Raw genomic sequence first — 19,594 nt, 5'->3', positions numbered from 1 at the left:
GATTACAGCGGGTTGCGCAGTTCGCGCTCGGCGTCGGTCAGGCTGGCCTGGAAGGCATCACGGTCAAACAGACGCTCGGCATAGTCCAGCAACGGCTTGACCTGTTTCGCCGGCAGCTCGATACCCAGGGCAGGCAACCGCCACAGGATGGGGCCAACCACACAGTCTACCAGGGTGAACTCTTCACTCATGAAGTACGGCAGCTCGCTGAAGATCGGCGCGGTAGCAATAATCGCTTCACGCAACTCCTTGCGACGCTTGTTGAGGCTGGCTTCTTTTTCCTCACCGGCCAGAATGGCATCAACGTGACCGCACCAGTCACGCTCTACCCGGTGAATCAGCAGACGGCTGTGTGCCCGGGCAACCGGGTACACCGGCAACAACGGCGGATGGGGGAAACGCTCATCCAGGTACTCCATGATGACGGTGGACTGATAGAGAGTCAGTTCACGGTCCACCAGGGTAGGCACTTCGTTGTAGGGGTTCAGCGACGCCAGATCTTCCGGCTTGTTGTTGTTGTCCACATCAACGATATCGACTGTGACCCCTTTTTCTGCCAGCACGATACGCACGCGATGGCTGTAATGATCTTCCGGGGAAGAAAAGAAAGTCATTGAAGAACGCTTGGTCACCACACCCATTGTCGAATCATCTCCGCACTAATAGCTATATAACAGAAACAGGGTAACCGCTTACACGGATACCCTGTTCAACGCTGAAAAGCGGCACTAATGGTTAGTGCACGTCTTTCCAGTATTCCTTCTTGAGCAGGTATGCCGGGACAAACAGAATGCCCAGGAACACCAGTACATACACACCCAGACGCTCACGCAACGGACGGACCGGCTCAGCGGTGTATGCCAGGAAATTGGTGATATCACCCATTTCCTGTTTGAACTCTTCTTCGCTCAGCTCAGCTTCCCGGCTTGCCATCACATGGGGCATACCCACGTTTTCGAACACCCGGTTGTTGTAACCGAAGGGACGGGACTCGTCTTCGTAGAAGTTGATCAGGTAAGAATACACCCAATCCTCTGAACGATAGCGGGTCACCATGGTGAGATCCGGCGGCGCATTGCCGAACCAGGCCTTGGCATCTTCCGGGTCCATGGCAGTACGCATCTGATCACCCACCTTGTCGGTGGTGAAATTCAGCTTTTCCTGCACCAGTTCTTCCGGAATCTCCAGATCCTCAGCCAGGCGGCTGTAACGCTGGTACTGCAGACCATGACAGCCCATGCAGTAGTTTACAAACAGCTTGGCACCATTCTGCAGGCTTACCTTGTCCTGCAGATTGACCGGTGCCGGCACTTCGTACTCACTCTTGCCACCACCGGCCGCGAAGGCAACCAACGGCAGGCAGCTGAAAAGAACGACCGCTAATTTCTTCATCAGTGACCCCCCGTTACCCGTTCCGGAACCGGCTTGGATTTTTCGAATTTGTGAACAAACGGCATGATCAGCAGGAAGTAGCTGAAGTAATACACCGTACCGAACTGCGCCAGCATGGTCTTACCCGGCGTTGCCGGCTGAGTCCCCAGATAGCCCAGAATCAGGAAGTCCACCACAAAGATCGCCATGAACAGTTTGCTCAACCAGCCGCGATAGCGGATGGAGCGAACCGGGTGGCGATCCAGCCAGGGGATCACGAACAGGATCACGATAGCGCCACCCATGGCAACCAGACCCCAGGCCTTGGAAGACATGATGATATCCAGGGTCGTGGCACGCAGCATGGCGTAGTACGGACCGTAGTACCATACCGGGGCAATATGATCCGGGGTCTTCAGCGGGTTGGCCGGCTCGAAGTTCGGCTTCTCCAGCAGGTAACCCCCACCATCCGGGAAGAAGAAGATCACCACGGCAAAGATCATCAGGAACACGATCACGCCCGGCAGGTCTTTCACGGTGTAGTAAGGGTGGAATGGAATACCGTCAACCGGGATACCGTTTTCGTCCTTGTTCTGCTTGATTTCCACACCATCCGGGTTGTTGGAACCCACTTCGTGCAGTGCCAGGATATGCAGTACCACCAGCGCCAGCAGCACGATGGGGATAGCCACCACGTGCAGGGCGAAGAACTTGTTCACCGTCGCCGTGGACAGCAGATAATCACCACGTACCCAGGTTGTCAGGCCTTCGCCGATTTCCTTCGCTTCTGCAGCACTGATAAACGGCAGCAGGTCAAAGGGAATGGCGCCCGCCAGGGAAATGATCACCTGAGCACCCCAGTAGGACATGTTGCCCCAGGGCAGCACATAGCCCAGGAAGCCTTCTGCCATCAACGCCAAGTAGATCAGCATGCCGAAGATCCACACCAGCTCCCGCGGCGGCTTGTAGGAACCGTACATCAGGCCGCGGAACATGTGGATATAGACCACAGCGAAGAAGGCGGACGCCCCCACCGCATGCATGTAGCGAATCAACCAGCCCCACTCCACATCACGCATGATGTATTCCACCGAGGCAAAACCTTCGCTGGGGGAGTAGAACATGGTCAGCCAGATACCGGTGAGCAGCTGGTTAATCAGCACCACCAGAGACAGCACACCGAAGTAGTACCAGAAGTTGAAGTTCTTCGGGGCGTAGTATTCGGACATGTGGCGCTTGTAAGCGTCCACCACGGGCAGACGGGCATCTACCCAGTCGACAACACGATTCACCATTCCCATCATGCCTCGGTCTCCCCTTCTTCAGAACCCACAATGATGACACCTTCGCTCAGATAGGAGTGCGGCGGCACCACCAGGTTGGTGGGTGCGGGTACGCTCTTGTAGACGCGACCGGCCAGATCAAACTTGGAACCGTGGCAGGGGCAGAAGAAGCCGCCGTGCTCCAGCTCCACTGTGGGCTCGTCCTCGTACAACGGCGAACACCCCAGATGCGTACAGGTGCCAATCAGTACCAGCAGCTCTTTCTTGATCGAGCGCCACTCGTTCTGGGCATAGGCAGGCTGCTGGTCCGCTTCGGACGCAGGGTCACGAAGCTTGTCTTCCAGCTGCGACAAGGTTTGCAGCATATCGTCGGTACGGCGCACCACCCAAACGGGCTGGCCTCGCCATTCCTCAACCACACGCTGACCGGGCTCCAGCTTGCCAACATCCACGGTTACCGGCGCACCGGCATTCTTGGCTTTGGCACTGGGCTGCCAGGATTTCACAAAAGGAACAGCCGCGCCAACTGCACCTGCGGCACCAATAGCCGAGGTCAAGCCGATCAAGAAGGTGCGGCGGCTGGTATTAACGCCGTCGTTGCTCATTCAGTTATTCTCCCCTTGGATCCCACGCTCGGGAATAGTCCGAGACTCGAGGTACTACCTCGCGCTCCGGGCGGAGTAAGGCGGCGCAAATGGTAAAGAAAAAGCCCACACCTGACAACCGGTTATTCCCCGGCCAGAGTCGCTAAACGCCTGATTTGAACACAAAAAAGCCCAGCATTGCTGGGCTTTTTTGTGAACAGCTGTTGTAAAGCTTAACGCTTGGAGAACTGCGGACGACGACGCGCCTTGCGCAGACCCACTTTTTTACGCTCAACTTCACGGGCGTCACGGGTCACGTAACCGGCGCGACGCAGCTGACCACGCAGCTCACCGTCGTATTCCATCAGTGCACGGGTGATACCGTGACGGATGGCGCCAGCCTGGCCGTTGTTGCCGCCACCGCTGACCGTAACCAGTACGTCAAACTTGTCGCTCACTTCGATCAATTCCAGCGGCTGACGAACAACCATCTGGTTGGTTTTACGACCAAAGTACACATCCAGCGGACGGCCATTGACAGAAATCTTGCCGCTGCCCGGACGCAGAAAAACGCGAGCGGAAGAGGTCTTGCGGCGACCGGTTCCGTAGTTGGTTTCTACAGTTGCCATCAATTAACCCCTTAAATTTCCAGCTGCTGCGGCTGCTGAGCGGTATGCGGATGCTCAGTGCCTGCGTAAACTTTCAGTTTGCGGAACATGGCGCGACCCAGGGGGTTACGCGGCAGCATGCCCTTCACCGCCTTCTCAATGATCATTTCAGGCTTTTCGGCCTGCAGAGTGGAGAAGTTGGCTTCTTTCAGGCCACCCGGATAACCGGTGTGACGGTAGTACATCTTGTCATTTGCCTTGTTACCGGTAACGGCCACTTTATCGGCATTGACTACGACGATGTAATCACCGGTATCGACGTGTGGAGTAAACTCCGGCTTGTGTTTACCGCGCAGACGGCTGGCGACTTCGGTCGCCAACCGACCCAGCGTTTTGCCGGAGGCGTCTACCACATACCAGTCGCGCTTTACGCTTTCCGGTTTTGCGCTGTAGGTCTTCATGGAATTCTGCCCTAAATTCAATATGTTACGGGTAGCAAACACCCGCCGGCGACAGTTCCGCCGGGCAAGAGAGCGCGAATTCTACCCAAGCCCCCCTCAGAACACAAGCGGTTCAGGGGCTTTTGTTGAGATGACATTAACGACCTGATCGCAGGTCGGTTCCCACCATTGTGCGCTGACAAACAGCATGGTGAGATGAGCGGCCATTCTACCCGTGCCTACCGGCCCCCTTGCAAGGATAAGGAGTACACCATGGAATATCGCCGTCTTGGACGCACCGACCTGAAGGTCAGCAGTCTGTGTCTGGGAACCATGACCTGGGGAAGCCAGAACACTGCCGAAGAGGGTCATGCCCAGATGGACATGGCGCTGGACCACGGCATCAATTTTTTTGATACCGCCGAGATGTATGCCGTGCCGGCCAGCCCGGAGACCTCATTCCGCACCGAAACCATCATCGGCGACTGGTTTGCCCGCACCGGCCATCGGGACAAGGTGATCCTGGCCACCAAGGCCGCCGGCCCGGGCGACTATGCGAAGCATATCCGCGGCGGCCCCCGTTTCAGTGCGCAGAGCCTGCAAAGTGCCGTGGAAGGGAGCCTGAAGCGCCTGCAGACCGAAGTCATCGACCTGTACCAGCTCCACTGGCCGGAGCGCACCACCAACTACTTTGGCCGGCTGGGCTACAAGCACCGGGACGGGGAGGACGGTATTGCCATCAGCGACACGGTGGCCGCCCTCAAGCAATTGGTGGATGCCGGCAAGATCCGCCATTGGGGCCTCTCCAATGAAACCCCCTGGGGCACCATGACCTTTCTACGCGAAGCCGAAAAAGTCGGTCTGGCGCCACCGGTGAGCATCCAGAACCCCTACTCCCTGCTGAACCGCAGCTTTGAAGTGGGCCTGGCGGAAATCGCCCATCGCGAGCACGTCGGCTTACTGGCCTACTCTCCCCTGGCTTTTGGCATGCTGACCGGGAAATACCGCAACAACCAGTGGCCGAAGGGGGCCCGGCTCACCGAGGTCAAACAATTCAGCCGCTATACCAACGATCAGGCCAGCGCCGCCACCGAGGCCTACTGCCAGCTGGCAGAGCAGCGCGGCCTCAGCCCCACCCAGCTGGCCCTGCAGTTCGTCACCACCCGCCCCTTTGTCACCAGCAATATTATTGGTGCCACCAGCCTGTCCCAGCTGGAAGAAAACCTGAAAAGTGTCGATCTGCCCTGGGACCGGGAGCTGGAAAAAGCGCTCGATGCCATCCATACCCGCTTCCCTTACCCGGCGCCCTGATACCAGGCAACCCTCCGCGTCCAATTCGTGGACGCGGAGTTTCACGCCTGAAGGCCTTAATACACCTCCACTGTAGGAGTTCCCATCCTGGGGACGAACCGAGCGCAGCGAGGCAACAGCGGTTTCAAAAACCCTGTTCTTCCAGAAACCTGTCGAGCGCTGACATCCCTGATCGCCCTGCGGGCGATTTCCACGCTAGCGCGTGGTTCGCGCCTCGAGAGCCGCTCCTACAGCGAAGCCACAACCCTCTCCCAGCTAACGAATAACCATTGACGATACAGCATCAGCCATGCCAATGTTAACGGCGTTAACTTCGGCAAACGAGAAATCATGGCACGCACGGCATACCACCATGGCGATCTATCCCAGCAGGCCCACCAGCAGGCCCTGGCGACCCTGCGTGAGCAAGGCGACGGCGCCATCAGCCTGCGCGCCCTGGCCAGGCAGCTTGGCGTCAGCGCGCCGGCGCTCTACCGCCACTATGCCGACCGGGAAAGTCTTCTGGCCGAACTGGCCATCAGCGGCTTCCAGGCCCTGCGTCAGCGGCTATTGGCGGTCAACCAGCAAGACAGCCGCAAGGCCCTTATCGGTATCGGCCTGGCCTACGTGGCCTTCGCTCGCGACGAGCCCAACCTGTACCGGCTCATGTTCGGCGGACGGGTGCTGCCGCGCGGCGCCCACCCGCGACTGGATCAGGCCGGACTGGCCGCCTTCCAGGTACTGGAAGACACCGTGGCAAACGGCCAGCAGCGGGGTTATCTGAAAGCGGCCCCCTTGTCCTTGCTCACCGCCGCCGCCTGGTCCCTGGTACACGGACTGTCGCAACTAACCATCGACGGGCATCTGCCCGGCCCTGATAGCGAACCGCAACTGGCCGCAGGCATCACCGCCCTGCTACTGGACGGCAGCATTGAACGGACTACCAACAAGGAACCCAACCCATGAGCAGCCCCACACCCAGTACCCTGCGCGTTGGTCGACGTTACCGGGCCAACCGCCTGGAAGGCCCCTATGACGCCATCGTCATCGGCTCCGGTATTGGCGGCCTGACCGCCGCCGCCTGCCTGAGCAAAATGGGCAAGAAGGTAATCGTGCTCGAACAGCACTACACCGCCGGCGGCTTCACCCACAGCTATGACCGCAATGGCTACGAATGGGATGTGGGGGTCCACTACATCGGCGACATGGGCGCCAAACATACCCTGGCCCGCCGCCTGTTTGACTATGTTACCGACGGCCAACTGCAATGGGCGGCCATGGACGATCACTACGACCGACTCTTTATCGGCGATCGCCAGATCGATCTGGTCGCCGGGCCAGAGGCTTTTGCCAAGGAACTGAAAAGTCAGTTTCCCGGTGAAGAGCAGGCCATCGACAGCTATCTGGATTATCTCTCCCGGGTGGCAAAGGCCATGCCCGGTGTCACCCTGGCCAAGGTACTGCCGAACCTGATGGCCGGCCCGTTCCGGTATCTGGCCCGCCGCAAGGCCCCCGACTTTCTCAACCGCACCACCCGGGAAGTACTGGAAACCCTCACCGGCAACCAGGAATTGATCGCTGCCCTGACCGGCCAGTGGGGCGACAACGGCCTGGTGCCCGATGACTCCAGCTTTATTATCCACGCCCTGATTGCCCGGCATTACCTCTACGGCGGCTACTATCCGGTGGGTGGCGCCTCGGAAATGGCCAAGACCATTATCCCGGTGATCCAGCAAGGCGGCGGCGAAGTCTTTACCTATGCGGACGTGAAGGAAATCCTGGTCGAAAACGGCAAGGCCGTGGGGGTGCGCATGGCCGACGGCCAGGCCATCCACGCCCCCGCCGTGATCAGCAACGCCGGCGTCTTCAATACCTTCGGGCCACTGCTGCCGGATAACGCGCCCCACAAGGCGTTCTACCAGAACAAACTGGGGCAGGTGCAACGCTCCATGGCCAGCGTCTGCCTGTATATTGGCCTCCAGGACACGGCGGAGAACCTGGCGCTGCCGAAAACCAACTTCTGGATCTACCCGGGTGCAGATTACCGTGGCCAGGTTGAGAATTTTCTCGCCGCCCCGGACAGCCACGATATTCCGCTCACCTATATCTCCTTTCCCTCCGCCAAGGATCCCAGCTTCGCGGAGCGCTACCCGGGCCGGGCCACTATCGAGATCGTGGCACCGGGGCCATTCGAGTGGTATCAGGACTGGGCGGACCAGCCCTGGGGTAAACGCGGGCAGGATTACGAGGCAAAGAAGGACGCCTATGCCCAGCGTCTGCTGGAAAAGCTCTACGAAAAGATGCCCCATTTACGTGGCAAGGTGGATTACTACGAACTGTCCACGCCCTTGTCCACGGACTATTTCTGCCGCTACAGCACCGGCGAGATCTACGGACTGGACCACACGCCAGAACGGTTTGAGCAGGACTGGCTGAAACCGAAAACCCGCCTCCCGGGCCTCTACCTGACCGGCCAGGACATCATGACCTGCGGCGTGGTTGGCGCCATGATCGGCGGCCTGCTCACCACCGTTGCCGTGAGCGGTCTGAAAGGGCTGCCGCTGGCCAAGAAAATGTTTGTGGGATAACCCATGCACCTGCCCTTCTGGATCAGTACCACCCTGCTCGCGCCGCTGCTGGTCTGGCAGGGCCAACGGACCCGCCGCACCACCCCACGCTTGCCGGAGGCCCACGGCGACCCGCACGGCCAGTACGGTGACGGGAATCCTGCATGGCAACTGCTGGTGCTCGGCGAATCCACTGCTGCCGGGGTAGGCGTAACGCATCATCAAGATGGCCTGGCCAGCCAGCTGGCCCGGCAATTACATCAACAAAACCGGCACACCATTGGCTGGTGCAGCCATGGCATTAACGGTATTCGCCTGCAGGCCCTGCTGGACCACCTGAAAACCATCCAACTGGCGCCGGCAGATGCCATCCTGCTCAGCATGGGCGTCAATGACACCACCGGGCTGACACCCAGGCGCCGTTACCGTCAACAGCTGTTGGCCCTGGGCGCGCAACTGCCTGGCCCCTTGTTCCTGCTTAGCGTACCGCCCATGCACCGTTTTACCGCCCTGCCCACGCCCCTGCGACAGCTACTGGGCTGGCGGGCCAGACAACTGGATGCCATTCAGCGGAAGCTGGCCGCAGAGCAGCCCGATGATTTTATCTATCTGGGCTATCCGGCAATGACGGATCCGACCCTGCTGGCCGAAGACGGCTATCACCCGGGCATCACGGGATACCAGGCCATGGCCACCGCGCTGGCGCCAGCACTGACGGCGAGACTGCAGACGGCGAAGTAGAGCAGATTCCCCGTGATGGACGAACATAAAAAAGGCCCTGCAAGCAGGGCCTTTTTGGGTGGGACGAAGCTAGCGATCAGAAGCGGTAGCTCAGCTGCGCGCCGATCACATCCGCATCAAGTTCGTAGGTGCCTTTCAGCGGCACGCCTCCTTTGTCCGCCCGGTTGATATCCGCATCTTCCACAAAGATATGCGCATAACCCACGTCGATGGTCATGTTCTCCACCGGCGTAAAGCCCGCACCCAGGGTCAACCAGACCCGGTCAGAATCCGGAGAGATGGCTGAGCGGTTATCCGTACCCTGAGTGGACTCCTCCTGCGCCACACCGGCACGCAGTACCGTGGTGTCATTCATGGCGTGACGAACACCCAGGGAGTAACGGACAGTGTTTTCCCAATCGAAGGTTTCCACTGCGGGGTTCGGGAGCGGAGCGGGACCAGCATGATCAATTTCCAGCTTGTCCAGACTGCTCCACTCCATCCACTCAACACCCATCAGGATCTGGGTGCGATCAGACAGATCACCCGCATAGGAAAGCTGCAGGGAAGCTGGCAGATCTACGGATGTTTCACCTTCGTAGGTTCCTGCCAGGGGACCCGCAACCACCGGGTTAAAAGTGATATCACCTTCCACGTCATAATCAATCTTGGAGCGGTATGCGACACCGAAATGGTTGTTGTCATCCGGGCTATAGGTCAGCCCCAGGTTCCAGCCATAACTATCATCGTCACCTTCCAGTCGTGTTCCGGCATTACGAATATCGGCATCAAGACGCTGATAGCTGACACCTACACCCACATTCAGGTTATCTGTCACCTGAATACCCAGAGACGGATTCACGTTGTAAGTTTTCAGGTCTGACTCGGTTGCGTAAAAATCACCGCTACCAGTGCCCAAGGGGCTGATGGCATTACCCCAGTTGTCTTCATACTCGATTTTGGTACCAAAGGGAGCATTCACCCCCAAACCAAAGGTCATCATGTCGCTGATCGGCACAGCCATGAAAAGACTGCCCACGAATGGCTCCACATCATCAAAGTCTCCCGGTGCATTTCCAAAAGGCGTTGTGGAAGCATCGCCTTTGAAAGTGGTATCAATCCACACCTGATGAACTGCAGCAGAAAGCTCTGCCTGCTTCAGCCCTGCCAGAGTAGCCGGGTTGTACCATTGGTTAGAGGCGTTCTCGCTCAGCACACCGGCACCGGCGTAAGCGGTACCCAGAGCGGACACAGATTGGTAGGACACAGAAAAGCCACTTGCCGCCGCATGCCCGGCAACCAGGCTCAATGCGGAACCGACAAGTACGGCACCTGTTTTTTTCATGATTTCTCTCCCTCTTCCTCGCAAAGTAATGCTGTCGTTATAAGTAAAAGACCAGCAGCCCACTTATACACAATAGGCCATGATACAAGCAAGGAATCGCGTTCAGTCAGGCTTTCACGTCAGCAGGGAGAAGAAAAAAGGGCAGCGAATGCTGCCCTTTCTTTTTTTACAATCACACGACCGGTTTCAGTCCGCCAGAACGGCCTTGGCAATGATCGTTTTCATGATTTCATTGGTGCCGCCATAGATCCGCTGCACCCGTGAATCGGCAAACATGCGCGCTACCGGATACTCCCACATATAGCCGTATCCACCGTGCAATTGCACGCATTCGTCAATTACCTCGCACTGCAGATCGGTAATGTAATACTTGGCGGCCGCAGCGGTGGGGATGTCCAGTTCCTTTTTCAGATGCAGTTCCAGGCAGCGGTCCACATAGGCGCGGGCCACTTCCAGTTTGGTGTGCATCTCGGCAATTTTGAACTGGGTGTTCTGAAAAGCAGCCACCGGCTTACCAAAAGCTTTACGTTCTTTTACATAGTTGATGGTATGTTCCAGGGCCGCTTCCGCCATTGCCAGACCACCAATGGCGATGCCCAAGCGCTCCTGCGGCAATTCCTGCATCAGGTAGATAAAGCCCATGCCCTCTTCACCCAGCAGGTTTTCGGCTGGCACCTTCACGTCCTGGAAGAACAATTCGGAGGTATCCTGGGCTTTCATGCCCACTTTCTTCAGGTTGGTGCCCTTCTCGAAACCTTCGGAATCGGTTTCCACCACAAACAGGCTGATACCCTTGGCGCCCTTGGTCGGATCCGTCTTTGCCACGACGATCACGATATCCGCGTTCTGGCCATTGGTGATAAAGGTTTTGGAGCCGTTCAGGATGTAGTGGTCGCCCTCTTTGACCGCAGAGGTCTTCACGCCCTGCAGATCCGAACCGGCACCCGGCTCGGTCATGGCGATGGCACCGATCATTTCACCGGTGACCATTTTCGGCAGGTATTTCTGCTTGAGGACTTCAGAGCCATTGTGCTCGATGTAAGGCGCCACGATTTCCGTGTGCAGCCCCCAGCCAATGCCGGTCAGACCCAGCCGGGACACTTCCTCGCCAATCACCACACTATAGAGAAAATCGGCCCCGATACCGCCGTACTCCTCACTCACCATGGGGCACAGAAAACCCTGCTCACCCGCTTTGAGCCATACCTCTTTGGGAACAACACCGGTTTGCTCCCACTCTTCGTGATGAGGTACTGCCTCATTTTCGAGGAATTTGCGCACGGTTGCGCGGAAGGTTTCATGGTCGGAACTGAACAGCGTACGGGGAATCATGATGCTCTCCGGAGTCAGGTTATCAGGGGTAGCCCCGATACCGGGCTCGGCCGGGGCACAGAATGACGCATTCTGTGCACTGGTGCTGCCAGCGGGCAATGACCGAAATGTTCACCACCGGACCGTGATGACAATTCCGGCCAATGACGACTTGCCCTCAGGCCCGGTGCTCACGCCCCAGATACTCGGAGGACTGCATTTCCTGAAGACGGGAACGGGTGCGCTCGAATTCGAAGTCCAGGCGCCCACCGGCATAGAGATCTTCGATGGGCACTTCTGCGGTAACCACCAGCTTCACCGCCCGGTCGTAGAACTCGTCCACCAGGTTGATGAAACGCCGGGCCATGTCATCCTTGCCGGCCCCCATCTGCTCCACATTGGAGACCAGTACGGTATGAAACTCCCGCGCCACTTCGATGTAATCGGTCTGGCTACGCGGACCATCACAGAGGGCCTTGAATTCAAACCACACCACATCATCCGCGCACATGACCGAGGGAATCTTGCGCCCCTCGATCAGCACGTTGCCGTGATCACGATGTCGGGAATGATCCGGTTCCAGGGTACGGAAACGTTCGCGGAGAAATTCATCCGCCGCCTTGCCCAACGGACAATGGTACAGCTCGGCCTGTTCCAGTAGCCGCAGACGGTAGTCATTGCCGCCATCCACGTTGAGCACCTTGGTGTACTGCTTGAGCAGATCGATGGCCGGCAGGAAACGCGCCCGTTGCAGGCCGTCTTTATAAAGACCATCAGGCTCGATGTTGGAGGTGGCGACCAGGGTCACGCCATTGGCGAACAACTCCCCCATCAGCCCGGCCAGAATCATGGCATCGGTGATATCAGTGACGAAGAACTCATCAAAGCACAGCACCCGGGACTGGCTGGCGAACTTGCGGGCAATGCTCACCAGCGGGTTCTTCTCCCCCTGGCGCTCTCGCATTTCCCGGTGCACCTTCTGCATGAAGCGATGAAAGTGCATGCGGCGCTTTTCCTTGAACGGCAGCGCCTGAAAAAACACATCCATCAGGTAGGTCTTGCCGCGACCGACGCCTCCCCACATGTACAGGCCGGTAAGCGCGCGGGGCTTGCGAAAACGTGACAACAAGCCACCGCCGGCCGGCTCTGCCAGCAAGCGGTGATACAGCGCATCCAGTTCTTCCACCGCCCTTTGCTGGGCCGGGTCCTGGAAAAAGTCGTCACGCTGGAGATCGGCTTGGTACTGTTCAAGAGGCGTCATGGGACTCGGGGCCTGCTGCTCGGACGGGGCAATGTAGCGTCGCAAGGACTGGCTGACAACATCAGGCAGGCAAATGGCTGGCGGCAGCCTGTTTCAGCTCCACCAGTTTGCCATGGAAGAAATGCCCGCAATCCGGGAAACGGATCAGATCCGGCGCCAGCGGCGTGGCGTCAACCCAACGAAACACCTGCTCCGCCGGCACCACTTCATCATCCTCACCCTGGACCACGGTCACCGGGCAGCCGGTCTGTTCGATCTCATCAAAGGGGTAATGGTGGACGGGGGGCGCCACCAGCAGCAACTCCCGGGCCGGCATGCCATTGGCCTTGAAAATTTCTGCTCCGCGGGCGGCCACAAAACTGCCAAAGGAGAACCCGGCCAACCACAGGGGCAGATCGGGCCAGGCATGGGTCAGCCAGCTGTGTATGGCCAGCAGGTCTTCGGTTTCCCCGATGCCGTCGCTATAGGCTCCCTGGCTTTCACCAACGCCGCGGAAGTTGAACCGCACCACCACAGCCCCCTGGTCTCGGGCCAGACGGCTCAGGCTGGTCACCACCTTGTTGTCCATGGTGCCACCAAAGAGGGGATGCGGGTGGCAGATAATGGCGACGAACGACGGCGTTTCACTGCCCTGCTCCACCACGGCCTCCAGGTTGCCCGCCGGACCGGAGAGACTTTGTCGCTGTTGTGCTGCCATATTCCACCCCTGTCGCATTTCTTGCCCTGCCGACCCGCTGCTGCACCCGGACGCAAAACCCTACGCCGCATCAAGGACATCAAGAGTATCAACAGTCTCTTACACCTTGGAGCCTATCCAGGGTCTCTTCACAACCGCGCCGGAGTCCTTCCTTAACCTGTAAAGCGGGTCGCCAGCTCGTGATGGCGATTGTGTAGCGTAGTCATTCTACATGAACGAGCGCCGTCGCGGGCTGGCGGCACTCTCCACCTGAAAAGAATGGGCCCGGCCCTTCGGGTTGCCGCTAAAAATGGCCCCATGCTGTGTTATGAACCTTGAACTTGACCCGTCAGGCACTGCGGTATCGTGCCCTCTGTGCTCTGCGAGTATTGCCTGGAGCCATTTTTAGCGGCAACGCGGTTGTGAAGAGACCCTGGATAGGCTCTAACCCTTGGCGACCGCCCGGCACTGTGCTGCAATAGCAGGAATTCAGAAGGAGTATGCCATGGATATGCTGACAACTGGGGTGCTGTGCTTCGCCGCCGGCGTGGTAGTGGGCGCAGGATTACTGTTCTGGTTGTTACCGGCACGGCGTCAGGCCGGCCAGCTGATTCGTGACCGTGACGAAGCCCGTCAGGCCCTCAATCACTATCGTGATCAGGTGGATGACCATTTTCTGCATACCGCAGAACTGGTCAACGACATGACCCAGGCCTATCGCTCCGTCCACGAGCACCTTTCCAAAGGTGCCCAGGCCTTGTGTTCCGAAGTGGGTCGCAAACGGGCAGTGGCAAAATCCCTGGACTCTGCCCCGCAGAAAGGCAGTGACGAGCCGGTGGCTCCGCCGCTGGATTATGCCCCCAGCGCCAAGGGCGGCACCCTGGCCGAAGATTTCGGTCTGCGCCAGAAAACCACCGGGCCGTTCAAACCCGTGGACGTGGCGGACAACCCGGTCACAGACAATATCGTGGAGCCTCCCCGCGACTACGCGGAAGGCTGCGACGAGCAGGGCTGCCCACCGCAAGAAAAGAAATGAAACACCGCTGACGACACCGCCCCCAAACCAGCGCCAGCGAATTCCTGGCGCTGCCTTGGCACCCCCGGCTCAGGCGCCCCTTTCCCCGTTGGAGCCTTGCTCGCAAGGCGAAAGTCCGAAATCCCGCGACGTGCCTGCGGGTAACCTTCGCTTTGCGAGCAAAGCTCCAACGGCAGGGGGGCATCAACCTTGTATTCACGCCCTGCAACCCGGGCGGGTGAAGGGGGCTTATTGAAAGGTCTGCGCCACCCGCATGGGCACAGGCTCCTCTTCCACCACAATCTCCGCCGGCAGTTTCCCGGCCGGGTCACCATCGGCCTGGATCGGCTCATCGGCATTTTCGCAGCGAATCTCCACCCGCTGGGCACGCAGGCTGGCCACACCATCCACCCGCTCCATGCACCCCAGCAACAGCGCGGCGAGACAGCGCAACAGGAAGCTGACGCCCGGCTTCTGGAACAGCAATACCTGCACCTGGGGCCGGAGAATATTGGCCTCACGGCTGAGCACAAAGCTGCCGCCATAGTGGCGGCCGTTAGTGACGATGGCAGAAAAACAATCCAGCGGCCGGCCATCGACCATGACCCGGTAATGGCGCTGACCGTAACGGCGAATCTGGGCAAGCATGGACTGGACATAGGCCAGCTTGCCGAACCGTTCCTTCACCGACAGGTTCACCCCATCCACCACCCAGGCGTCGTAGCCGATGCCGCACATCATGATAAAACGGCGCCCGTTGAGCCGGGCCGGGGTGACCGGCACATTTTTGCCATTGACCACGATCCTGGCCGCCTGCTCCGGCTGTTTGGGCAGCTGCAGCTCCTTTGCCAATACATTGGCGGTTCCGGTGGCAAACACCCCCAGGGACACTCCGGGAGCCAGACCATTGAGGACTTCGTTGGTGGTGCCATCACCGCCCACCGCCACCACGCAATCGCCCTGATTTTCCAGGGCCTGCAGATACGCGGTGGCATCACCCGGCCCTCGCGTGTGGTAGAGACGCACTCGCGCGTCCAGTTTCTCCAGCTCCGCCACAAAACGGCACAGCAGGGTCTCCCGGCCACCCCCGGCGGTCGGGTTGTATACAACAGTAATCTTCATGGGATCAGGGTGTTCCTCGTACTGCTCAGGCCGGGTTATCGATGTCGATAAAGATATGTTCCACACCGAACTGCTCATTGAGCCACTGCCCCAGGGCCTGTACCCCATAGCGTTCGGTGGCATGGTGACCACAGGCAAAATAGTGCATGCCGGTTTCCCGGGCAAAGTGGGTGGTGGGCTCGGAAATCTCGCCGCTCAGGTAGGCATCCATCCCCCGGGTCTGGGCCTTGTCGATAAAGCCCTGGGCGCCACCGGTACACCAGCCGATGGTTTCAATCTCATCGCCCGGGTCGCCCACATGCAACGGGGTGCGTCCCAGCACGGCTTCCGCGTGGGCAGCGAACTCCGCCGCCGACATGGGACTGTCGAGCCGCCCCACATTACCGATCGGCCGCGGCGCATCATCCAGTCCACCCTCCACAGTGAACCCCAGACGCCGGGCAAGCTGGGCGTTATTGCCCAGGGTCGGGTGGGCATCCAGGGGAAGGTGATAGGCAAACAGATTGATATCGTGGCGCAGCAAGGTCTGCAGGCGCTGCTTTTTCATGCCGCGAACCCGCTGATCCTCACCTTTCCAGAAATAACCATGGTGAACCAGAATGGCATCCGCTTCTTCCACGATCGCCGCATCGATCAGGGCCTGGCAGGCGGTGACCCCGCTGACCACACGGCGGATCTGTTCGCGGCCTTCCACCTGCAATCCATTGGGACAGTAGTCCTGAAAGTGATCCGCAGCCAGCTCCTGGTCGAGCAAGGTCAGCATGTAATCGCGCTTGAGCATGACACCTACCGGGCAATGATCTGATAATATTGCGCGCAGTTTACCTATCCAGACCCGGGCTTGTCTCGTTCGTCCCCGTCCCGGTGGCGGGCGAAAGGCAATGGCACGGGCCAAAGCAAGCGCATGGGGGCATTGTCGGTGATCAGAGCCTTTCGTTTTTTTGCCGGACCGATTCTGGCGGGCCTGGCCGTGGGCCTGGCCGTGCTGTGGTGGTATGAGTGGGGTCCGAACGCTCGCCCCGGGCGCTACGACAGCGGCACCGCCAGTTATGCCGGTGCCGTCAACCATGCGGCTCCGGCAGTGGTCAATATTTACACCACACAAATCCTCACCAGCGATGACGTGCCGGAAGACCCGCTGTTTAACCGCTTTATGGAAGAACCCCGCCGGGAACGGGCCCTGAACAGCCTGGGTTCCGGGGTTATCGTGGACGACGAAGGCTACATCCTTACCAGTTATCACGTGATCCGCGACGCAGACGAAATCCTGGTGGCCCTGCGTGACGGCCGCGATGCCCCGGCCCGGGTGGTGGGCACAGACCCGGAGACCGACCTGGCCCTGCTTCATGTGGCACTGGAAAACCTGCCGGAAGTGGAACTCAACGGTAACGGACCGGTGCAGGTGGGCGATGTGGTACTGGCCATCGGCAACCCCCTTGGCGTAGGCCAGACCGTTTCCATGGGGATTGTCAGTGCCACCGGGCGCAGCCATCTGGGCATTGCCACCTTCGAGAATTTCATCCAGACCGACGCGGCCATCAACCGCGGCAACTCCGGCGGCGCCCTGATCGATACCCGTGGCCACCTGATCGGCATCAACACCGCCATCCTCTCCGCTGACGGCAGCTGGCAGGGCATCGGTTTTGCCACCCCGGCCTCCATCGCCCGGGAAGTGATGCGTGACCTGATCGACCATGGCCGGGTGATTCGTGGTTATCTGGGGGTTACCGTGCAGGATATTACCCCATCCCTGGCCGAGACCTTCGGCATGGACGAAGTGCGCGGTGGTGTGATCACGGAAGTGGTCATCGACAGCCCCGCCCACAAGGGTGGCCTGCAGCCCGGCGACGTACTGGTGGGCATCGACGGCACCGCCATGGCCGACGGCTACGAAGCCATGAACCGCATTGCCGGCATGAAGCCAGAGCAGAAAGTCAGTCTGAACATCGTCCGTAACCGCCAACCGCTGACCGTAGATGTGGTGATTGGTACACGGCCGCCGGCAGAAACGGAATAAAGCAGTTAACAGTGAAGAGTGCGCGTGAGCGCTTATCTGTCTCTGAAACGCAAGAGGCCGCGCCCAAGCGATGGACGCGGCCTCTTGCGTTTCAAGTCAACCCAGCGGGCTGTCCCGCCGCTGTTAACTATTCACTGTTAACTGCATTCAAAGCCCTTCCACCCCACTCAAACTTTCCCCTGCCGGATAACGAATCTCAAAGCCCTGCTTGAAGCGTTCTTCGCCCCCCGCGGGAAGAGTGAATTGCCAGCGTTGCAGGCCTTTCACATCATCCACATCCTGTGCATCCGCGGCCTTGCCCTTGGCGGTAACGGTAATATCGTCGTTGCCGGCCACGGGGAGGCGATCCAGCAGGTTTACCGTGATCGGCTTGTCGTAATGGGAAAGGAGGGTGATGTTCTTGATCGCTGACAGGGTACTTTCCTTGCTGATCAGACCGGTTTCCCCTTCCCGGGAAGGCTCCCGGGTCACGGTAATCTGAAGGCGCGGATCGTCGCCAAAGCTCATTTTCACCTTTTCACCCTGCTTGATACTTTGCTGGCGATGGTAGCGGGTCAGACGCTGACCATCACGCAGCAGGGTGACACTGCCCGCCAGCCAGGGAAGCGGGCTGGTATTGTCCCACTCCCCCACCAGCAGCACTGCGGGCTGCTGCCACAGGTAACTTTCCCGGCTCAGGGTTACCGGTAATTCTGCCTGTTGGTAGGAAACCCGGGCACTGGCATCACCACTGGCCAGGGACAACGGCGCGGAAAGCGGTACCCGCATATCAAAGCCATGTGCCACAGGAGCCGCCACCGGCATGCCGCTGACGCTCTCTGCCATATCAGCTTGATACACCGCCGGCTCCGCCATCACCGCCCGCAATGATTGCTTTCGCATCTCCGGCTGAGGGGCTGCCAACCGTACAATCCAGGGCGTCGGATCAGGCAGGTGGCGGTAACCGGCCGGCACCAGACCCAGGGTAGCGCGGACATTCTGCCAGTCCTCGCCGGTCCGGTTATGGATCAGAGCAATGCCGGTCACCGCCACGTTTTCATTGCGGCTGTTCAGATCCACCCGCAGCTGGTTCTGCCAGCCCGCCTGCCCGGTAAAGTACTTTAGCTCAACCTTCGCCGTTGACGGTTTGTCAGCGCTGACGGTGAGAACCAGTTCGCGGCTGCGGGTTTGTCCTTGCCCCAACTGCTGGCGTTCCTGGCGCAGGGCGTCCAGTTTCTGTTGCTGGTCGTGACGTACCACTGCCCGCTGGTTGATGGCCGCCTGCCGCTGTTCAACCGCCTTGCCGATGGACGCCCAGGCGCTGGACCACTTTTCTACCGGCACCTGCGCAAACACCGCTTGCCCCTGGGGAGCCTGCCCCATTAGCGACTGCAGATGGTGAATCTGTTGCTGATCCAATGCATCCGCTGCCTTGGCGGCGGCCATGATCTGCTCCAGTTCGAGGATGGCCGCATCCAACTCGGCCCGCCGGGCTGATACATCGGCTTTGTTGATGGCAAATCCCTGGCGGACACCCTGCAAGCGAGCGCCCTTCACCGTCACCTGCAAGCTGTCCAGATCCAGCTCCGGCAGACCACTGACTACCAGTTGGTGCTCACCAGCGGAGAGGGACTGACTGAGAGTGCGAGTGAGATGGGCCTGGGAGGGGAATAACACCGCCTCGCTCACCGGCGCGGTGAGGTTGAAATCAGCGGCCAAAAGGGACGTGGGCAACAGCGCACAGGCAAGCAGCAACGATCGTTTCATTATTCGGGTCCTTTCCGTTGGACGATACCTGTTAGTACCGCAGGTATTGGGAAAGGTTCAAGCGGCGAGCCTGGCGGCGCTGGTTGCGCGATCTTCCTGTGCAGAAAAAGACTATTTACTACAGAGAACACAGAGATCACTGAGAAAAAGCCAAATCTCCGGTGGCCCGCGTAGGGTGCACTGAGCCTAAGGCGAACTGCACCGGATGGGTTGGGCAATGGTGCAGTTCGCCTTAGGC

General features: G+C 59.3%; 19 protein-coding genes. 6 read left to right on the top strand and 13 right to left on the bottom strand.

The window, feature by feature from the left end:
- Positions 1–2: 2 nt before the first annotated feature.
- The 6 genes from sspA to rplM form a co-directional block, all read right to left on the bottom strand.
- Complete coding sequence (gene sspA / locus A0251_RS10055) at positions 3–641, bottom strand: stringent starvation protein SspA (protein WP_062816710.1); 639 nt, start codon at positions 639–641, stop codon at positions 3–5.
- A gap of 94 nt (positions 642–735) precedes the next feature.
- Positions 736–1,392, bottom strand: coding sequence for a cytochrome c1 (locus tag A0251_RS10050; protein ID WP_062816709.1), 657 nt, complete (start codon positions 1,390–1,392; stop codon positions 736–738).
- Positions 1,392–2,666, bottom strand: coding sequence for a cytochrome bc complex cytochrome b subunit (locus A0251_RS10045; RefSeq protein ID WP_231866050.1), 1,275 nt, complete (start codon positions 2,664–2,666; stop codon positions 1,392–1,394). Before A0251_RS10045 ends, A0251_RS10050 begins: the two co-directional genes overlap by 1 nt.
- 5 nt (positions 2,667–2,671) lie before the next feature.
- Positions 2,672–3,259 (bottom strand): ubiquinol-cytochrome c reductase iron-sulfur subunit, encoded by a 588-nt coding sequence (petA, locus tag A0251_RS10040; RefSeq protein ID WP_062816708.1) that lies wholly within the window; start codon positions 3,257–3,259, stop codon positions 2,672–2,674.
- A gap of 212 nt (positions 3,260–3,471) precedes the next feature.
- The gene (gene rpsI, locus A0251_RS10035; RefSeq protein ID WP_062816707.1) at positions 3,472–3,867 is read right to left on the bottom strand and encodes a 30S ribosomal protein S9; all 396 of its coding nucleotides are present in this window, start codon (positions 3,865–3,867) and stop codon (positions 3,472–3,474) included.
- 11 nt (positions 3,868–3,878) lie between these two features.
- Positions 3,879–4,307, bottom strand: a complete 429-nt coding sequence (gene rplM, locus A0251_RS10030; protein WP_035248051.1) for a 50S ribosomal protein L13 — start codon at positions 4,305–4,307, stop codon at positions 3,879–3,881.
- 252 nt (positions 4,308–4,559) lie between these two features.
- On the opposite strand from rplM, the gene A0251_RS10025 reads away from it, so the two are divergent.
- The 4 genes from A0251_RS10025 (at position 4,560) to A0251_RS10010 (ending at position 8,884) form a co-directional block, all read left to right on the top strand.
- A complete protein-coding gene (locus A0251_RS10025; protein ID WP_062816706.1) occupies positions 4,560–5,597 on the top strand; it encodes an aldo/keto reductase in 1,038 nt (345 codons plus the stop codon).
- A 330-nt stretch (positions 5,598–5,927) separates the two neighbouring features.
- Positions 5,928–6,542: a TetR/AcrR family transcriptional regulator gene (locus A0251_RS10020; protein ID WP_062816705.1), complete on the top strand. Its 615-nt coding sequence runs from the start codon at positions 5,928–5,930 to the stop codon at positions 6,540–6,542.
- Positions 6,539–8,164 carry an NAD(P)/FAD-dependent oxidoreductase gene (locus A0251_RS10015; RefSeq protein WP_062816704.1) on the top strand — a complete coding sequence of 542 codons (1,626 nt, stop codon included), beginning with the start codon at positions 6,539–6,541 and terminating at the stop codon, positions 8,162–8,164. The genes A0251_RS10020 and A0251_RS10015 overlap by 4 nt, the downstream gene beginning before the upstream one ends.
- Before the next feature lie 3 nt (positions 8,165–8,167).
- Entirely contained in the window at positions 8,168–8,884 is a 717-nt protein-coding gene (locus tag A0251_RS10010; RefSeq protein ID WP_062816703.1) for an SGNH/GDSL hydrolase family protein, read from the top strand.
- 76 nt (positions 8,885–8,960) lie between these two features.
- On the opposite strand, the gene A0251_RS10005 is transcribed toward A0251_RS10010, so the two are convergent.
- The 4 genes from A0251_RS10005 to A0251_RS09990 form a co-directional block, all read right to left on the bottom strand.
- Positions 8,961–10,208 carry an OmpP1/FadL family transporter gene (locus A0251_RS10005; RefSeq protein ID WP_062816702.1) on the bottom strand — a complete coding sequence of 416 codons (1,248 nt, stop codon included), beginning with the start codon at positions 10,206–10,208 and terminating at the stop codon, positions 8,961–8,963.
- Between the two features lie 186 nt (positions 10,209–10,394).
- Entirely contained in the window at positions 10,395–11,540 is a 1,146-nt protein-coding gene (locus tag A0251_RS10000; RefSeq protein ID WP_062816701.1) for an acyl-CoA dehydrogenase family protein, read from the bottom strand.
- A 157-nt stretch (positions 11,541–11,697) separates the two neighbouring features.
- On the bottom strand, positions 11,698–12,780 hold the full coding sequence (gene zapE / locus A0251_RS09995; RefSeq protein WP_062816700.1) for a cell division protein ZapE: 1,083 nt from the start codon (positions 12,778–12,780) through the stop codon (positions 11,698–11,700).
- A gap of 61 nt (positions 12,781–12,841) precedes the next feature.
- Positions 12,842–13,477, bottom strand: coding sequence for an alpha/beta hydrolase (locus A0251_RS09990; RefSeq protein ID WP_062816699.1), 636 nt, complete (start codon positions 13,475–13,477; stop codon positions 12,842–12,844).
- A 484-nt stretch (positions 13,478–13,961) separates the two neighbouring features.
- Between A0251_RS09990 and A0251_RS09985 the strand changes: the two genes are divergently transcribed.
- The gene (locus A0251_RS09985; RefSeq protein WP_062816698.1) at positions 13,962–14,492 is read left to right on the top strand and encodes a YhcB family protein; all 531 of its coding nucleotides are present in this window, start codon (positions 13,962–13,964) and stop codon (positions 14,490–14,492) included.
- 228 nt (positions 14,493–14,720) lie between these two features.
- Here A0251_RS09985 and A0251_RS09980 read toward each other — a convergent pair whose 3' ends face one another.
- Together A0251_RS09980 and A0251_RS09975 are read right to left on the bottom strand one after the other, a co-directional pair.
- Entirely contained in the window at positions 14,721–15,593 is an 873-nt protein-coding gene (locus A0251_RS09980; protein WP_062816697.1) for a diacylglycerol kinase family protein, read from the bottom strand.
- Positions 15,594–15,618: 25 nt separating this feature from the next.
- Complete coding sequence (locus A0251_RS09975; RefSeq protein ID WP_062816696.1) at positions 15,619–16,374, bottom strand: Nif3-like dinuclear metal center hexameric protein; 756 nt, start codon at positions 16,372–16,374, stop codon at positions 15,619–15,621.
- A 123-nt stretch (positions 16,375–16,497) separates the two neighbouring features.
- On the opposite strand from A0251_RS09975, the gene A0251_RS09970 reads away from it, so the two are divergent.
- The gene (locus A0251_RS09970) at positions 16,498–17,610 is read left to right on the top strand and encodes a trypsin-like peptidase domain-containing protein (RefSeq protein WP_062816695.1); all 1,113 of its coding nucleotides are present in this window, start codon (positions 16,498–16,500) and stop codon (positions 17,608–17,610) included.
- Between the two features lie 147 nt (positions 17,611–17,757).
- Here the strand turns inward: A0251_RS09970 and A0251_RS09965 are convergent, their stop codons facing one another.
- Entirely contained in the window at positions 17,758–19,356 is a 1,599-nt protein-coding gene (locus tag A0251_RS09965) for a DUF4139 domain-containing protein (protein ID WP_062816694.1), read from the bottom strand.
- Between the last annotated feature and the right edge of the window lie 238 nt (positions 19,357–19,594).

Origin of the sequence: Alcanivorax sp. NBRC 102024, from assembly GCF_001602235.1 — a bacterium.
Taxonomy (GTDB): domain Bacteria; phylum Pseudomonadota; class Gammaproteobacteria; order Pseudomonadales; family Alcanivoracaceae; genus Alcanivorax.
This window is presented reverse-complemented; position numbering and strand designations above follow the sequence as displayed.

Coding starts and splice junctions, on each gene's coding strand:
- sspA (WP_062816710.1), bottom strand. CDS start 641: ATGGGTGTGGTGACCAAGCGTTCTTCAATGACTTTCTTTTCTTCCCCG.
- A0251_RS10050 (WP_062816709.1), bottom strand. CDS start 1,392: ATGAAGAAATTAGCGGTCGTTCTTTTCAGCTGCCTGCCGTTGGTTGCC.
- A0251_RS10045 (WP_231866050.1), bottom strand. CDS start 2,666: ATGGTGAATCGTGTTGTCGACTGGGTAGATGCCCGTCTGCCCGTGGTG.
- petA (WP_062816708.1), bottom strand. CDS start 3,259: ATGAGCAACGACGGCGTTAATACCAGCCGCCGCACCTTCTTGATCGGC.
- rpsI (WP_062816707.1), bottom strand. CDS start 3,867: ATGGCAACTGTAGAAACCAACTACGGAACCGGTCGCCGCAAGACCTCT.
- rplM (WP_035248051.1), bottom strand. CDS start 4,307: ATGAAGACCTACAGCGCAAAACCGGAAAGCGTAAAGCGCGACTGGTAT.
- A0251_RS10025 (WP_062816706.1), top strand. CDS start 4,560: ATGGAATATCGCCGTCTTGGACGCACCGACCTGAAGGTCAGCAGTCTG.
- A0251_RS10020 (WP_062816705.1), top strand. CDS start 5,928: ATGGCACGCACGGCATACCACCATGGCGATCTATCCCAGCAGGCCCAC.
- A0251_RS10015 (WP_062816704.1), top strand. CDS start 6,539: ATGAGCAGCCCCACACCCAGTACCCTGCGCGTTGGTCGACGTTACCGG.
- A0251_RS10010 (WP_062816703.1), top strand. CDS start 8,168: ATGCACCTGCCCTTCTGGATCAGTACCACCCTGCTCGCGCCGCTGCTG.
- A0251_RS10005 (WP_062816702.1), bottom strand. CDS start 10,208: ATGAAAAAAACAGGTGCCGTACTTGTCGGTTCCGCATTGAGCCTGGTT.
- A0251_RS10000 (WP_062816701.1), bottom strand. CDS start 11,540: ATGATTCCCCGTACGCTGTTCAGTTCCGACCATGAAACCTTCCGCGCA.
- zapE (WP_062816700.1), bottom strand. CDS start 12,780: ATGACGCCTCTTGAACAGTACCAAGCCGATCTCCAGCGTGACGACTTT.
- A0251_RS09990 (WP_062816699.1), bottom strand. CDS start 13,477: ATGGCAGCACAACAGCGACAAAGTCTCTCCGGTCCGGCGGGCAACCTG.
- A0251_RS09985 (WP_062816698.1), top strand. CDS start 13,962: ATGGATATGCTGACAACTGGGGTGCTGTGCTTCGCCGCCGGCGTGGTA.
- A0251_RS09980 (WP_062816697.1), bottom strand. CDS start 15,593: ATGAAGATTACTGTTGTATACAACCCGACCGCCGGGGGTGGCCGGGAG.
- A0251_RS09975 (WP_062816696.1), bottom strand. CDS start 16,374: ATGCTCAAGCGCGATTACATGCTGACCTTGCTCGACCAGGAGCTGGCT.
- A0251_RS09970 (WP_062816695.1), top strand. CDS start 16,498: ATGGGGGCATTGTCGGTGATCAGAGCCTTTCGTTTTTTTGCCGGACCG.
- A0251_RS09965 (WP_062816694.1), bottom strand. CDS start 19,356: ATGAAACGATCGTTGCTGCTTGCCTGTGCGCTGTTGCCCACGTCCCTT.